Annotated in this window: 17 protein-coding genes; 2 read left to right on the top strand and 15 right to left on the bottom strand. The window is 32.2% G+C overall.

Annotated elements, in window-relative coordinates; genetic code table 11:
- The 9 genes from RWL86_RS05740 to RWL86_RS05700 all read right to left on the bottom strand — a co-directional run.
- On the bottom strand, window positions 1–527 hold a 527-nt coding region (locus RWL86_RS05740), incomplete at its 3' end, for a pyruvate formate lyase family protein (RefSeq protein WP_314077794.1).
- A 590-nt stretch (window positions 528–1,117) separates the two neighbouring features.
- Window positions 1,118–1,435, bottom strand: coding sequence for a heavy metal-binding domain-containing protein (locus RWL86_RS05735; protein ID WP_314077791.1), 318 nt, complete (start codon window positions 1,433–1,435; stop codon window positions 1,118–1,120).
- A 50-nt stretch (window positions 1,436–1,485) separates the two neighbouring features.
- A complete protein-coding gene (locus RWL86_RS05730; protein WP_314077788.1) occupies window positions 1,486–2,220 on the bottom strand; it encodes a DUF554 domain-containing protein in 735 nt (244 codons plus the stop codon).
- Window positions 2,221–2,286: 66 nt separating this feature from the next.
- Window positions 2,287–3,381, bottom strand: coding sequence for an ABC transporter permease (locus RWL86_RS05725; protein ID WP_314077786.1), 1,095 nt, complete (start codon window positions 3,379–3,381; stop codon window positions 2,287–2,289).
- Complete coding sequence (locus RWL86_RS05720) at window positions 3,381–4,550, bottom strand: ABC transporter permease (protein ID WP_314077784.1); 1,170 nt, start codon at window positions 4,548–4,550, stop codon at window positions 3,381–3,383. The genes RWL86_RS05725 and RWL86_RS05720 overlap by 1 nt, the downstream gene beginning before the upstream one ends.
- Before the next feature lie 11 nt (window positions 4,551–4,561).
- The gene (locus tag RWL86_RS05715; protein WP_314077782.1) at window positions 4,562–5,500 is read right to left on the bottom strand and encodes an ABC transporter ATP-binding protein; all 939 of its coding nucleotides are present in this window, start codon (window positions 5,498–5,500) and stop codon (window positions 4,562–4,564) included.
- Window positions 5,501–5,787: 287 nt separating this feature from the next.
- Window positions 5,788–6,918, bottom strand: a complete 1,131-nt coding sequence (locus RWL86_RS05710) for a PIN/TRAM domain-containing protein (RefSeq protein WP_314077781.1) — start codon at window positions 6,916–6,918, stop codon at window positions 5,788–5,790.
- A gap of 30 nt (window positions 6,919–6,948) precedes the next feature.
- Entirely contained in the window at window positions 6,949–8,325 is a 1,377-nt protein-coding gene (gene radA, locus RWL86_RS05705; RefSeq protein WP_314077778.1) for a DNA repair protein RadA, read from the bottom strand.
- A gap of 12 nt (window positions 8,326–8,337) precedes the next feature.
- Window positions 8,338–8,901, bottom strand: a complete 564-nt coding sequence (locus RWL86_RS05700; protein ID WP_314077797.1) for a dUTP diphosphatase — start codon at window positions 8,899–8,901, stop codon at window positions 8,338–8,340.
- A 223-nt stretch (window positions 8,902–9,124) separates the two neighbouring features.
- Between RWL86_RS05700 and RWL86_RS05695 the strand changes: the two genes are divergently transcribed.
- Window positions 9,125–10,228: a sn-glycerol-3-phosphate ABC transporter ATP-binding protein UgpC gene (locus RWL86_RS05695; protein ID WP_314077775.1), complete on the top strand. Its 1,104-nt coding sequence runs from the start codon at window positions 9,125–9,127 to the stop codon at window positions 10,226–10,228.
- A 44-nt stretch (window positions 10,229–10,272) separates the two neighbouring features.
- Here the strand turns inward: RWL86_RS05695 and RWL86_RS05690 are convergent, their stop codons facing one another.
- Together RWL86_RS05690 and RWL86_RS05685 are read right to left on the bottom strand one after the other, a co-directional pair.
- Window positions 10,273–10,938, bottom strand: a complete 666-nt coding sequence (locus tag RWL86_RS05690) for a TrkA family potassium uptake protein (RefSeq protein WP_314077772.1) — start codon at window positions 10,936–10,938, stop codon at window positions 10,273–10,275.
- A 15-nt stretch (window positions 10,939–10,953) separates the two neighbouring features.
- Complete coding sequence (locus RWL86_RS05685) at window positions 10,954–12,333, bottom strand: potassium transporter TrkG (protein ID WP_314077771.1); 1,380 nt, start codon at window positions 12,331–12,333, stop codon at window positions 10,954–10,956.
- A gap of 135 nt (window positions 12,334–12,468) precedes the next feature.
- Between RWL86_RS05685 and rlmH the strand changes: the two genes are divergently transcribed.
- Complete coding sequence (rlmH, locus tag RWL86_RS05680) at window positions 12,469–12,948, top strand: 23S rRNA (pseudouridine(1915)-N(3))-methyltransferase RlmH (protein ID WP_314077770.1); 480 nt, start codon at window positions 12,469–12,471, stop codon at window positions 12,946–12,948.
- A gap of 234 nt (window positions 12,949–13,182) precedes the next feature.
- Here the strand turns inward: rlmH and rplI are convergent, their stop codons facing one another.
- From rplI to ssb, 4 genes are all read right to left on the bottom strand, one after another.
- A complete protein-coding gene (gene rplI / locus RWL86_RS05675) occupies window positions 13,183–13,635 on the bottom strand; it encodes a 50S ribosomal protein L9 (protein ID WP_314077768.1) in 453 nt (150 codons plus the stop codon).
- Window positions 13,636–13,647: 12 nt separating this feature from the next.
- Window positions 13,648–15,681 (bottom strand): DHH family phosphoesterase, encoded by a 2,034-nt coding sequence (locus RWL86_RS05670; RefSeq protein ID WP_314077766.1) that lies wholly within the window; start codon window positions 15,679–15,681, stop codon window positions 13,648–13,650.
- A gap of 180 nt (window positions 15,682–15,861) precedes the next feature.
- Window positions 15,862–16,104 (bottom strand): 30S ribosomal protein S18, encoded by a 243-nt coding sequence (gene rpsR / locus RWL86_RS05665; protein WP_227932033.1) that lies wholly within the window; start codon window positions 16,102–16,104, stop codon window positions 15,862–15,864.
- A 19-nt stretch (window positions 16,105–16,123) separates the two neighbouring features.
- The gene (gene ssb / locus RWL86_RS05660; protein ID WP_314077763.1) at window positions 16,124–16,627 is read right to left on the bottom strand and encodes a single-stranded DNA-binding protein; all 504 of its coding nucleotides are present in this window, start codon (window positions 16,625–16,627) and stop codon (window positions 16,124–16,126) included.
- Window positions 16,628–16,651: the final 24 nt, after the last annotated feature.

Raw genomic sequence — 16,651 nt, 5'->3', positions numbered from 1 at the left:
GAGTATGCATCTGGAAGACCAGTTACAGTGTGAGCGTGACGAGCACGACGGATGTTTGAAGTATAAGCACGGAAAATACCATCGTTAACTGTTGTTACATATTTTGTAAAGATTTCGTGAACAGCTGGATCTGGTTCATATCCATTTTCTTTCAAAGTAGTTTCCGCCATACGGATACCACCTTTTGGCATGAAGTTCAATTTGAACAATTCATCATTTTGAATACCGTAAATTACTTCGTTTTCTTTGTCGATATATCCAGCAGGAATATCAGCAATAGATGTTGGACGAGTATCCATTGGGAAACGAGTTGCTTCATAGTGAGCTTTAGTTTCTTCTACTACCTTTTTAATGTGTAGTGAACGTTCTGTTGGTCCAGCAAGGAAGCTTTCATCTCCATCATAAGGTGTGTAGTTAGCTTGAACGAAGCGAGATACACTTGCTTTCTCTTTCCAATCTACACCTTTGAAGCCTTCCCAAGCTTTTTCAAAAAGTTCTTGGGATTCAACAACTGCTTTATTAACCATTTATTTTCCTCTTTTCTTTTATTTTTGTTTTTTGTTTTCCTTTTAACAAACACATTATACATCTTTTCTCAAGAATTAGCAATGGAATAATCACAAAAATCTGTACTATTTTTTCAGATAAGTGATATTTAATACAAGTAATTTGTTCAAAAATTATAAATAAAAGCTATTAAAAAACCTATTTTTAAAGCTTTTCGAAAAAAATAGATTGTTTCTCTATAAATATAACACCTTTAATTAACTGTGTTAATACAGATACCTATCAATTAAGTGGCTTAAAAAAATGTTTAGAATAAAATCATTGAGTTAAAATCTAACAATAGTCTTTTTTAAAATAATGAAAACGCTGTAATTATCACGTTTTTTTATTCTTCTAATCTATTTAAACTTCTTCATTAATTTCGTAAAAAAAGATTTTTATCAATAAAAATATATGAAAGAAATCCTAATTTTTTATAACTGTATATAATACACTTCTTCTTTATCTTTATATTTAAATACTACTTTATATCTGCTTTACTTCTTTTCATACGCAATAAAAAAGGTTGATGGAAAATCCATCAACCCCATTTCTACTTTTAATAAGGAGTTTAGTCAATAACAACCGCTGTACCAGATGCCATTACCATTAACATACCACCTGTACCTACTGTCTCTGCATCGATTTTTACTCCGACAACTGCATTTGCTCCCATTTGAACGGCACGTTTTTCCAATTCACGAAGAGCATCTTCTCGAGCTTTTAACAATTCTTCTTCATACCCTTGAGAACGACCACCGAAGAAATCACGAAAACTTGCTCCAAGGTCTTTTAATACATTTACCCCTGAAATAACTTCTCCAAAAGCAATTCCCTTATATTCAACAATGTTGTGTCCTTCAATTGTTGGTGTTGTTGTAATAATCATCCTAACCACTCCTTTTGTGATTTTTTTATTAAATTTATTATACACCCAGGTTATCCCGAAATCAATGGGAGAATCCAATTAACCCATCCCCAACTTATCGGCATAACAATGAGCATTGCGGGAATCATATCGGCTACTGGAAACATTTTAACCTTAATGATTCGAAATCCTGTTGCTAACATAATCATCCCACCACAAGCTCTAAAATCCGCTAACATTGCTTGATTTGTCAAAGGTAAAATTTGTGTACCAAATAGATATAACGAAAAGAATGTTATAAATTGTGGTACTGCCACTAATGAAACAACATATCCAACATTACAAGCAAAAATAGCAGCCGTGAAAAAATCTAAAATAGATTTCGCAATTAAGATACTATGATCTCCTGTCATTCCAGAATCCAGCGAACCATAAATCCCTGTTCCACTAAAACAAAATAATACGATTACTGTTACTAATTGCGTCAAAAATTCTTCCTGACTTAATCCACTATGACCTCCACTGCTAAATCTAGCTACTGGACGTTCCAATAATTGCCCCAATTGATTGATTCTTACTCCTACTTTACAAGATATTCCAACAATTGTTCCTATAATCATAGATAGAATGACTGCTGAAATATTTTTTACTAATCCTATGGAAGTAATTCCTAGCATCATAGCAGATAATCCAAAAATTAAATTTAATTGAATTTTGATTTCCGATGGAATTTTATGTCCGGCAAAACCTCCAACGATTCCTCCTAATAAAATGGCAAATGAATTGATAATAATTCCTACTGGCATATAATCTCCTTAGTACGATAATTTTCTATTCATCCTACCATTATTCAAAAATTGATGCAATACTTCTTAATCAACATAAGTTTCTAAACGATAATTCCCTGCCGTAAAGAATACAAGTGCCATCACTAATACCATTGGAATACCTGGAAGTAATTCTTGACGATCAACGATTTGAACAAACCAATAAACTGGACTAAAATGAGCAACAATATCGATAATTTCAGACTGAAATAGTTTTGGTGCCATTCCAAGTCCCGCAAGTAAAAGGGTGCCGAAAACTCCTACTTGTTGAGCTATCACTGGATTTTTAAAAATTCTAAACAAGAATAATCCTAGACTCAAACTATAAATAATCCCACTTGCAACTAATAAACAAACGTTAAACCAATTTGGAATGCCTACATTCATCACTCTATCCATAAAGAAAATGATAAATAGATTCGCAACAAACATCACTACAAAGTAAGCTCCCAAAAAGCTCTTTGTAATCCACGCATTTGAACGTGGCGCTAATAATGAACGTTTTAATACATAATTTTTCTTAAAAGTAATTAAATCAAACGAAATAGAAGATGCATTAAACAAAATATAAAACATCACTAACAATAGCAATAACACATAGCTTACAGTTGTTGAATTTTCTTCTTCAAAATGAACGAGTTGATTTTCACTTTGCTTGAATAGTTCTCCCTTTTCTAATATCCCTTCTTTTTGAAGAGTTGTATTGACTAATTGTTTTTGCAAAATACCTTGAATATCTTGTTCTAATAAAACTTCTTTTTGTTTTTGACGACTATACACTTCCATCTGTTTTTCTTGTCCATTTCCTAAAGATTGAACAAAATTTTTAGGAACAACATATACACTTCGAATATATCCTTTTTCCAACTCGTTTAGAGCTTTTTCTTTATCTGTAAAAAAAACATTTTTAGAATATAGCTTTTCTAATTCTTGTTGAAACTCTTCATTTCCTTCTTCCAATACAATCGCTAATGAAGGAGTTGATGAAGAAGTTGTTGTATTGTTTTTATTTGTAGTCGATAATTGAATGAATACCATAAAAAGTGTCACTATTGTTGGAAGAATCACCATTTGACCTATCAATGCTGGACTCTTTACGATTCTTTTAATATGAAATCCTATCCCTCTTAATAAATCCATCAGTATTCCTCCCTTCTTTGTAAACAACGAATTTGTAATTCAGTAATCAGTAAAGCCACGATGACGATTACAACATAGATGATTATAAAATCTCCTACCGATTCTTGTTGCATCATACGAATGATTGGTTCAATCAATACTCTTCTAAATGGATTATCTCCAAACCAATGGAACATTGGACTCATTTTATCAAGTGGAAGAGCTCCTGAAAAAAGAACAAATCCAAGTGATATAATAGAAGAAACTAATCCTAACGTTTTCTCCGTAATAAATATACTTACGAATCCTGCTATCGATAGTATTGCAAATAATTGAATCGCTAAAATTCCTGCAATCCCCAATAGATTACCATTAAAAGTTGATGGATTAATGAGCTTCCAAATTCCTACATATAATAAAGTAAAAAGATAAAATTGTATAAAATTCGAAATCAATCCATACGTTTCTCTTTGGCGAACACTCAGTGGTAATAATTTCACTCGTTTATTTAGCCCACTTAATTCAGGCTTCACAGCACTTGCCACCACTGTTGAAAAAACCATAGCCAAAATCATTGTTAATTGAGCGGTAGAAAAGTATTGCTCACTTGTCAGCATTCGACTCGTTTGATAATCATTTCTTTGATAGAGTTCTGTAGTAAGAACCTCATTTGTTTTTTGAAGAATTTGCGTAGACAATACAGCTGCTGTTGCATCATCGACTTGTTTTTTATTCTTCACCAATTCTTTCAATTCCACTTGCTCGAATAACTGTCCTGTAATATTTTTCAAGATAATTTCATACGTCAATTGATTACTAGTTGAAACTTTTGATTTCTTTTGAACTTGAATCGGATTTGTTTGCTGACCCTCTGATACGGTTTTGGAAAAATCTGTTGGAATAATAGCAATCAATTCTGCTTTTTCTTTATCAGTTGTAAGGGCGATAATTTCTCGTTCATTCAATTGTTCAAGCGTTTTTTGGACAATATTTCCTAACACTTCTTGATCTTGATTTTCCACATATAATAATGTATCTACTTTATTCGGTTTACGTTCAATGACACTTTTCCCTGAAAAATTAATAAACAGTCCTATTAATAAAGGGCCTAATACAATCATAAAAAACTGCATATGAAACTGTTTGAACATCATCTGAAGATTTGCTTTTAAAAAATACCAAAATTTCATATTACTCTCCTTTAATCTCGTAATGCTTTTCCTGTTAATTTCAAGAAGGCTTCCTCTAATGTTGTTTCATTGACTGAAACTTTTTTAATGACTAAGTGATTTTCTTCTACTAAAGAAATAAATTTCATCATCGAGTAAATCGAACGATCCACGACTAAATTCATTTGACGATTTTCAACCATTACTTCTTGAATACCATTTTCACTTTCTAGAACCACTTGCTCGAATCCTTGTGGAATACGATCCAGTACTACTTCAATAGAATATGTTAATCCTACTAGTTCCTTCACATATTCTTTTGTTCCATACGCTACTTCTTCTCCAAGATCCATAATAAATACACGGTCACATAATGCTTCCACTTCTTCCATATAATGTGAAGTGTATAAAATAGTAGTTCCTTGTTGATTTAAAGTTTCTAAAAAGTCAAAAATATGCTGTCTCGATTGTGGGTCAACACCAACCGTTGGCTCATCTAAAATTAAAAATTCTGGTTGATGTAAGAGTGCAATCCCAATATTTAATCGTCTCTTCATCCCACCTGAAAAAGTTTTTACCTTTTCTTTTTTCTTTTCTTCTAATCCGGTTACTGCTAGAATTTCTGCAATTCTCTCTTTTAACGTATTCCCATATAAGCCATATAGTCCACCAAAATACGTTAAATTATCGACTGCATTTAATTCTTCAATAATCGCCAATTCTTGTGGAACAACTCCTAATTTTTGTCGAATCGTCAATGCATCTTCTTTAATCGAACGCCCATCAATCAAGACCTCTCCTTGATCTGTTTTCTTTAATCCAGTAATGATATCAATCAGTGTTGATTTACCAGCACCATTAGGCCCTAATAATCCAAAGCATTCCCCTTTCATAATTTCAAAAGATACTTGATTTAATACTTTTTTCTCATCAAATGATTTTGTAATAGATTGAATTTCAACGTATGCCATATTTGTTCTCCTTTTTAAAGTTACTATTAATTAATGTAAGAAAAATTTATAAACGACAAAAGCTAAGAGTATTCCTAATATTACGATTACAATTTTTTCTTTTCCTTTTTGATAGGTCATCATACTCTCTCTTCCCTTCGCTTTACTGTATCCTTATTATACAAATTATTCCTACAGTCGCCTACTGACTTTAGTCACTAACTAGAATGACTTTAGTCATTTTTTTCGATACAAAAAAGTGAGAAAAAACATTTTTGTTTCTTCTCACTTTTACAAATATATTCATTCTATTCTTGTGGTTTATTCATTTTCTTTTGTGAATGAGCTGGTTTTGCAAAAATCATTCTTCCCGCTGCTGTTTGTAATGCACTCGTTACAATGACATCAATTTCTTGATTCATATAATACTGACCATCTTCGACTACAATCATTGTCCCATCATCCATATAAGCAACCCCTTGTTGCCTTTCAGTTCCTGCTTTGATAACTTGAATTTTCATCATTTCTCCAGGAATCACAACAGGTTTAATCGCATTTGCTAATGCATTAATATTGAAGACAGGAACATTTTGAAACTCACTAACTTTATTCAAATTATAATCATTCGTAATAATGACTCCATCAATCGCTTTGGCTAATCGAATTAGCTTACGGTCCACTTCAGTAATATCATCATAGTCTCCATCATATGTTTCAACAGGAACTTTTGATTCTTTTTGTAAAGCATTCAGAATATCTAATCCTCTACGTCCACGAACTCGTTTCACACTATCAGAGCTATCCGCAATATATTGCAATTCATTCAGTACAAATACTGGAATGACTAATACCCCTTCTAAAAATCTAGTTTGCGCAATATCATAAATTCGTCCATCGATAATCACGCTCGTATCTAAAATTTTATATTTATGGAAAGCATCATCTACTTTTCTTTCCAGCACTTGAGGTTCTTCTGCTTTTTTCTTTAAACTTAATAGTTTATGAAAATCCCCTCTACGACTCGTTCCAATATAAAATCCTAAATAACCAAAAATAATACTTAATACTATAGGTGCAACTTGTGTAATCGCCGGAATTTGTAAATTTGTTAGTGGTAAGCTAATAAATGAAGCAACCACTAATCCGAGTAACATTCCTAATAATCCAAATACTAAATAAGTAACAGATAATTGATTTACTAGTTTTTCTAATTTTTTAAATCCTGCCATGATTGGTTTGGTTAATAATAAAGAAATAAAAAAGAAAATAATGGCACCAATCACCGCGCTACACACAGCAGAATTCAACCAATCATTGGAAATCCCTATTAATTCCCAAAATGATGGTAAATAGGTCACTCCCAAACTACCGCCTAAAATGACAAAGATAAGGCTAATCATTCGTTTGGCAAAAAGTTGACCTTTTACGGATAAATCCATGTTATTCAACCTCCTTATTTGATAATTTTATTAAAATGCTTTTTGAATGGCTTCTTTCACAGAGGAAACTCCGACAACTTCAATTCCCTTTGGAAATTCCCATCCATCGATATTATTTTTCGGAATAAAAATTCGTTTAAACCCTAATTTTTGTGCTTCTTTTACACGATCACTAATACGATTTACACGACGAATTTCTCCTGTTAATCCAATTTCTCCTACAAAACAGTCATCTACAGCGGTTCCCTGTTCTTTATAACTTGAAACAATACTCATCGCAATTGCTAAATCAATCGCTGGTTCATTTAATTTCAACCCACCTGTAGATTTGAAATAGGCATCTTGATTTTGTAGCAATAATCCTGCTCTCTTTTCTAAGACTGCCATTAGTAGAGCTACTCGATTATAATCCAATCCACTCGTTGTTCTTCTAGCATTTCCAAAAATTGCTGGAGATAATAGACATTGAACTTCTGCTAAGATTGGACGAGTTCCTTCGAGCGACACAACAATTGCAGATCCTGTTGCCCCTTTTAATCGTTCCTCTAAGAAAACTTCTGACGGATTAATCACTTCTTTTAATCCATCTTGCATCATCTCGAATACACCAATTTCATTAGTTGAGCCAAAACGATTTTTCACCGAACGTAAAATTCTAAAACTATGGTGTTTTTCCCCTTCAAAATACAATACAGTATCCACCATATGTTCCAACATTCTAGGTCCTGCCAACGCTCCTTCTTTTGTCACATGCCCTACAATAAAAATCGCAATTTGATTTAACTTCGCTAATCTCATCAATGTGGCAGTTGATTCTCTTACTTGAGAAACACTTCCTGCAATTCCTGTTGCTTGCGGATGAGCCATTGTCTGAATTGAATCGATAATAACATAGTCTGGCTTTATTTGTTCTACTTGTGTTACTACAGCTTGTAAATCTGTTTCCGGATAAATGTAAAACCCATCTGCTTGCATCCCTAAACGTTCTGCACGCATTTTTACTTGTGCAGCACTTTCCTCACCTGAAACATATAAAACACTGCCACCTGCTTTTTGTAATTGACTTGATACTTGTAATAATAAAGTAGACTTCCCAATTCCAGGGTCTCCACCAATTAATACAAGAGAACCAGGAACTACTCCACCACCTAATACACGATCTAATTCTTGCATCGAAGTTTCTACACGTTTGACACGTTCATAGGCAACTTGGTCAATACGAAGTGGTTTTGCACGATTTTCTTCTTCAGAATGACTCACTAAAGATTGTTTTTTAGTACTACTTGTCGCAACTTCCTTATATTCTTCCATCGTACTCCATTGTCCACAATTTGGACATTTCCCTAAATATCTAGGAGAAACATACCCACATTCTGAACATAGATAGCTAACGGTTGCTTTTGCCATAAAAACTCCTTTCTAGCGAACGCCTGATGAACCAAATCCACCAGTTCTTTCATTCGCTTCTTGTTCATCATCTTCATCTGCTTTCAAGAATGAATGGAAAATTCCTTGACCGATACGATCACCTTTTTGAATTTCCTTATCAAATAATCCAAAATTCAATAATTGGAAATAAATATGTCCTTCATTTCCTTCATTATTATAGTAATCACTATCCACAACTCCTACCCCATTTGGTAATACTAAGAAGTGTTTTAATGGATTACTAGAACGGTTTGCTAATTGTAAGTATTCATCTTCTTGCATATACGCTTTAATTCCTGTAGGAACTAAAATCGGTTTTAATACTTTTTGTTCTTTTTCTAATTCAGCTTCCACTACTTCTTTATCACTACGATATACCCATTGTTTTAATTGAACGGCACAATATTTAAAAATCATCTTCCAAATACTTGGCAATACAATTGTTTCTGCTGCTTCAAAATCATATCCTGCTGAATGTTTTGTGGAACGTTTTGGGATATTAATCCCTTTATCTTGATAACTAGTAATAATTTCAAATCCACGTTTTTTTTCCATTTCATCACCTTTTCCAATCATTCTATTCTCTTCTATCATAACATTGAAAGAAGAAAATTACACTAGAAGTCCCTTCATTTTTTACAAATCCTTATACCCTATATGTCACACAGCAACTTGCACAAAAATCAAAGGAAATTTTTAGGCAAGGGGACTGTAGGTTTTGAAAGCTTTTTCATGTATAATTACATTATCCAATAAGATAACAAAAGGGGATTATAAAATGGTACAAATTGAATTAAATCATATTCACAAAAAATACGACAATGCTGATTTCTATTCAGTAACAGACTTTAACTTACATATCAAAGATCGTGAGTTTATCGTATTCGTAGGACCTTCTGGATGTGGTAAATCTACAACTTTACGTATGATTGCTGGTTTAGAAGATATTTCTGAAGGTGAATTAAAAATCGGTGATACTGTAATGAACGATGTTGCTCCTAAAGATCGTGACATCGCAATGGTATTCCAAAACTATGCGTTATATCCACATATGAGTGTTTATGATAACATGGCATTCGGATTAAAATTACGTAAATATGACAAAGCTGAAATTGACAAACGTGTTAAAAATGCAGCTGAAATCTTAGGATTAGCTCAATACTTAGAACGTAAACCAGCAGCTTTATCAGGTGGACAACGTCAACGTGTGGCTTTAGGTCGTGCAATCGTTCGTGATGCTAAAGTATTCTTAATGGACGAACCTCTATCAAACTTAGATGCTAAATTACGTGTTGCCATGCGTGCAGAAATCGCTAAATTACACCGTCGTTTAGAAACAACTACTATTTATGTAACACACGACCAAACTGAAGCGATGACAATGGCTGACCGTATCGTTATTATGAAAGATGGTATCGTTCAACAAATTGGTTCTCCTCAAGAAGTTTACAATACTCCAAACAATGTATTCGTAGCTGGATTCATCGGTTCACCAGCAATGAACTTCTTCAAAGTAACATTACAAGATGGCGTAATTTCAAACGGTAAAGGTTTATCACTACAATTACCATTAGCTAAACAAAAATTATTAGAAGAAAAAGGATACAATGGTAAAGAATTAATCTTCGGTATCCGTCCAGAAGATATTAAAGGTTCACAAATCGTTCTTGAAACATATCCTTCATCTTCTGTAAAAGCTGAAGTTGTTGTATCAGAATTATTAGGTGCTGAAACTATGTTATATACTAAAGTAGATGACACTGAATTCGTATCTAAAGTGGATGCTCGTGACTTCCACAACCCAGGAGAAATGGTTGATTTAGCGTTTGACTTAAATAAATCACACTTCTTCGATGCAGAAACTGAAACAGTTATCCGTTAATGCAAACAAAAAAAGAAAGCTCTCTAAAAAGGAGCTTTCTTTTTTTAATCCTCATTCAAAAAATCAGCATTTTCTAATCGTTTACTATCGATAATCGCCACTAACATAACATTTTCTTGTATTTCATAATCAGCACTTAATTGTGTATTTAAAGGTGCATTTTCTACCGGACGATATCCAATTAAGTTCAAATCATATCGTTGACGTAAATGTAAATCTTTTAATGCTTTTCCGATCCATGATAATGGTGGATAAAATTCTACTAAGGAGATATTTTCATCTAAAGAAATTACATCTGCTAATTTATGGTGTACAATATTTTTTGCAACTCGAATTCCTGTTTCTTTTTCAGGATTGATAATTCTAGTTGCCCCCATCTTCATTAAGATTTCTGTTGAAGTTTTACTTTTTGCTTTTGCTACAATTTTTGGAACACCTAGTTTACTACAATGCATTACTGCTAAAATACTTGCTTCTAAATTACTTCCTGTCGCAATAACCGTTACATCACAATCACTAATACCGATTTCCTCTAATACATGAAAATCTGTAATATCTGCAATAACACCTTTTGTAATATAAGGTTCCAAGCGATTCACATTTTCTTCTTGACTATCTACTGCAATAATATCACAGTCATATTGACTTAGTTGTTTGGCAATCGTTGTACCAAATACTCCTAACCCTAAGATTCCTACTGTTTTTGTCATACTTAATCCTACTTTCTATCCAATTAATAATGGAGCTTTCGCATATTTTATTTTTGATTCTTGTTTCTTGCGATTTGAGAAACTTAATAATACCGTTAATGGTCCAATTCTTCCGATAAACATTAATGTCATAATAATGATTTGCCCAAGCATCGATAAGGTTGGTGTTAAATTAGCTGTTACACCTACTGTACACATAGCAGAAATCGTTTCAAATAATGTATATAATAATGGAGCTTGTGGATCTGTGATACTTAACAAGAATACACTACTTAATGTTAATACTGTAAAGATAATAAAAATCATTAATGATTTTCTAGCCATTTCATAAGGAATCGTATGGTGTCTAAAATTAATCGATTTTTTCTCATAAATTTCTGAACGAATAAATAATAAAACGACTAATACCGTTGTAGTTTTCACACCACCAGCAGTTCCTCCTGGAGAGCCACCAATAAACATTTGAATACAATAGAGTAGTAAAGTAGATGGGTTTGCTTTTGTATAATCAATACTTGCAAATCCTGCTGTTCTCATCGTCACCGTTTGGAAAAAGCTAACTAATAATTTCTGTCCAAAATTTAGATTACCTATTGTATCAGGATTATGCCACTCTGTAATCAACGTTAAGAAAGTTCCTGTTAACAAAATCCCTAATGTTAATAAAATGACCACTTTTGTATGATAGTGTAATCGTTTATAAAACATTTTATGATATTTATTTTTTAAGGAACGGCGGTAGCATGAAATAGAATTTTTTACATCAAACCATACTGCAAAACCAATTCCTCCCAATATAATCAACGCTGAAATAACAATTGCTAATAAAGGGTCTGTTGCGTAATCAATCAAACTATTACTTCCTAAATTATCAAAACCAGCATTACAAAAAGCAGAAATCGCAAAAAATATTGAAGTAAATATCCCTTTACCGACTCCTAACATCGGAATAAAACGTATCATAAATAATATAGCTGCTATTCCTTCAATGATAAAAGTATATTTAAAAATCGTACGTAAGTAATCTTTAAAATCCTTTGTATCATCTCGATTCAAACTATCTTGCAATGCTAAACGATCTGTTAAAGATAGTTTCTTTCCTGAATCAAAGAAGAAAAAGGCAATCATACTCATTAACCCAAGCCCACCAATTTGCATTAAAAACATACAAATAATTTGACCAAATGGATTATAAGTAGAAGCAACTGGTTGAGTAAATAATCCAGTTACACAAACCATAGAAACTGTCGTAAACAAATGATCAAAATAAGTTGCCTGTGAAGTCTCTAATTGTGAGATAGGTAAGTTTAATAATAAAGAACCCACTAAAATGACGATAGCAAAACTAGCTGCTATTCTTTTAGGAATGGATTGTTGAAATAAAAAACGAATCATTTAATTCCTCCATTTAATGATAAAAATCTATTCTTGAAAATTATAATCCTTTTCAAAAAAAAAATCGATAAATTAATGAAATCTTATCCAAATGTTTAGTATAATACTAACGTAAACTTTTTAAAGGAGACTTATATGAATATTACGATTATTAGCGTTGGAAAATTAAAAGAAAAATATCTGAAACAAGGAATAGATGAATATGCCAAACGATTAGGGAGTTACTGTAAACTTCAACTCATTGAAGTACCTGATGAAAAAGCTCCAGAAAATCTAAGTGAAAAAGAAATGGAGCAAGTAAAAGATAAAGAAGGAGAAAAAATTCTTTCTAAAGTAAAAGATTCTGATACCGTTATTGCTATGGCAATTGAAGGAGATTTGATAAGTTCAGAACAATTAGCTGAAAAGATTGAAAATTATGGAATAAATGGAAAAAGTTCTATTGTTTTCATTATTGGCGGTTCATTAGGTTTAAGTGATACTGTCAAAAAACGTGCCAATGCTAAAATTTCATTTGGAAGAATTACTCTTCCTCATCAATTAATGCGATTGGTGTTAGTGGAACAAATTTATCGTTCTTTTCGAATTACAGCGGGACATGCCTATCATAAGTAATTTTTCATAAATCATAATAAAATCTATAAATATATTTCATAATTTCTTCATATTCTTCCACTATACTTTAGTCATTCCCAAATAAGAATATTTATCCTCCCAAAATAAATATTTCTAATCCTTTTTTCCACCGATGAAAATCGGTGGTTTTTATTTATAGTAATTTGTGAACTTAATAACAATTTAATATATAAAAAAACTGTGGAAAAGATATCCACAGTTTTAGTAAGCTTACTATTGAGCAACAATATTCACAGTCATTGTTGCTTGAACATCATGATGTAATTTAACAGGTACTCTAGCAAAACCTAATGCACGAATAGGAGCAGCTAATTCAAATTTACGACGATCTAAAGATAAATTAAATGTTTTATTGAATTCTTCTGCAATTTGTTTTGCTGGAATAGCTCCAAATAAACGTCCATCTTCTCCTGCTTTTGCTTTAATCGTTACCACTGTTTCTTCTTTTTCTAAAAACTCTTTTAATTCTTTTGCTTGTGCCAATAATTCAGCATTATGTTTTTCTTCTGCTTTCTTTTGCCCAGCTAAAGTTGATAAGCTAGCATTTGTAGCTTCTTTTGCTAAACCATTTTTAATAAGGAAATTTTGTGCATAGCCATCTGCTACGTTTTTTACATCTCCTTTTTTACCTTTACCTTTAACATCTTGTAGAAAAATAACTTTCATTTTCCTTACCTCCTATAAATCTATATCATTTCCTAAATCAGAAATTACTTCTTTTAATTGGATAACAGCTTCTTCAATCGTAGTATCACTTAATTGAGTAGCTGCATTTGAGAGATGTCCTCCACCGCCCATTTTTTCCATTACTCTTTGTACATTTTTATTTCCTAAACTTCTTCCACTAATACCTATTCGTCCATCTTCACGTTTTGTAACAACAAATGAAGCATCAATATTTTCCATTGAAAGCATCATATCTGCTGTTTGTGCAGCAACAACTGTTGGATAAGGAGTATCCTCTTCCCCTTGTACAATTCCAATATTATTATCTAGTAAAATTAATGAATTTAATAAATGACTTCTTAATAAATAAGTTTCTACATTTTCTTTCAATAATCTTTGGATTAATATAGTATCGGCCCCAACTGATTTTAAATAACTTGCTGCGTCAAATGTTCTTGAACCTGTTCTTAATGTAAAGTTTCTTGTATCAACAATAATTCCACCTAACATGGCTGTTGCTTCAATCGGTTGAATACTTTCTGCATAATTATTCTGATATTCAAATAATTCTGTAATTAATTCACCAGTTGAAGAAGCATAAGGTTCAATATAAACCAACACAGGATTTTTTGGAAAATCTTGACTTCTTCGATGGTGGTCGATTACAACAATTTTATTAGCTTGTTCCAATACTTCTGGCGAAGCAGCAATGACTGGACGACTCACATCCACTAATATTACTAATGTATTGGATGTCAGTTTTTCCAATGCTTCTTCTGGAGTAATGATATCCTCTCGTAAATCTTTTTGTTCACGAATAACATCCATTAGTTTATGAATATCATGTGAATATTGATTTTCATTTGTCACAATCCAAGCTTTTTTCTGATTCATGTTTGCAATACGTCGAATTCCTAAACAAGCTCCTATAGCATCCATATCTGGAAATTGATGTCCCATTACAATAATTTCAGATGCTTCTTCCATTAAGTCTTTTAATGCTTGAGAAACCATTCTTGCTCTTACTCGTGTACGTTTTTCCATTGGATTTGATTTTCCACCATAGAAACGTGCATCCTCATTTTGAGAACGAACAACTACTTGGTCTCCACCACGCCCAAGAGCTAAATCCAAGTTTGCTTGCGCATAAGAAGCAATTTCTGGGTATGTTACATCACTATTTTCTTTATCTGGATAGGAGAATCCCATACTTACAGTTAATGGATAATTTTGTTTAGCTGTAGTTTCACGAATTTTATCCATAATATCAAACTTTTCTTTTTCCAAAGTTTCTAATGATTTACGATTTAAAAATGCGATAAAACGATCATCATCCACTCTCTTCATAAAGATATTATGATGAATTGCCCAACTTGATAATTGATTCGTTACAAAATTATTTAAATTTGACTTTCTTCTATCATTTAATGACTGGGAAACTTCTGAAAAATTATCTAAAAATATTTGTCCAAAAACGATTTGTTCTTCATGATATTTTTCTTCAATACTTGCATATTCTGTAATATCTGTTAAATAAATCATTCGAATATCAGAATGTACGATTACTTGATATTTTTTATCTATATGAGTGAAGATATCATTTTCTTTTTGATTTTGAATTTGTTTTTTCACTTGATAATATAATCGTTCATTTAATTCTTTCAACGGAATTCCTATAACATTCTGTCTTTGGAGTTTCTTCTGAAGATAAGGATTTATCCATGTAATATTTTCATTTGTATCATATAAAATCATACCTATTGGCATTTTTAAATAGGCATCCTGCTCACCTTTACGAATCTTGTAAGCTAAATCAATCGCATATTCATTAATTTTTTTATTAATATGCTGTATTGAAAAATATACTAATGTGGCAAATAAACATATCCAAAATAGAAATACGAAACCTAGCCATACATGAGTTACGAAACTCATTATACATAGAATAAATAAAAGGATTATAAAAGATCCTCCATAATATTTTACAGAAGGGATTCTTAGATAAGATGGAAGTTTTTCATACCATTCCTTAAAATGATTTAACATATGTTTATCACCATCTTTCTATATACATTTTAACATATTTTACACCTAAGGAATACCCTTGACGCTTTATCAAAATGTTTCACGTGAAACATTTACTCCAACATCAGAGAAGAACTTCTAATGTTTCACGTGAAACATTTTGATAGAAAAAAGGACTGGAAAACCAGTCCTTTATCTTTATTAGTCTACTGTTGTAAATGGTAATAATCCCATAATACGAGCACGTTTAATAGCAACAGTTAAAAGACGTTGATATTTAGCACAAGTACCTGTTACACGACGTGGCAAGATTTTACCTTTTTCAGAAATGTAGCGTTTTAATAATTCTACATCTTTGTAATCGATATATTTAATGTGGTTTGCAGTAAAGTAGCAAACTTTTTTACGACGACGAGCGCCGCCACCTCTACGTTGTTGAGCCATTACGGTATCCTCCTTTTGATTAGAATGGTAAATCATCGTCAGAAATATTAATTGCTTCACCATTAGCTAAGAATGGGTCTGCTGGAACATTTCCAAATGATGATGTAGGAGCACTTGGTGAGTTATAACCACCTTGTGATTGATACTGATTTTGTTGTGAATAACCATTATAAGAATCATTTGCTGGACGTTGTTCAGTAACATTTTTTGACTCTAAGAATGAAAAGTTGTCAACTACTACTTCAGTTACATAAACTTTTTGTCCTTGTTGGTTTTCATAACTTCTAGTTTCAATATGCCCTTCAACTCCAATTAATGAACCTTTACGAGTAAACTTCGCTAAATTCTCAGCTGATTTTCTCCAAACTCTACAGTTAATAAAGTCTGTTTCTCGAGTTCCTTGTTGATTTGTATAACGGCGGTCACATGCAATTGAAAAAGTTCCAACTGCTACTCCATTAGGAGTATATTTTAAGTCTACTGGTCGAGTTAAACGACCTACTAACACAACATTATTGATCATAGTATCTGCTCCTTTCAAGATTTG

The sequence above is a fragment of the uncultured Granulicatella sp. genome (genome assembly GCF_963515095.1).
Classification (GTDB): Bacteria; Bacillota; Bacilli; order Lactobacillales; family Aerococcaceae; genus Granulicatella.
Note: the sequence above shows the minus strand (reverse complement) of the source record. Positions and strands in the feature narration are given on the sequence as shown.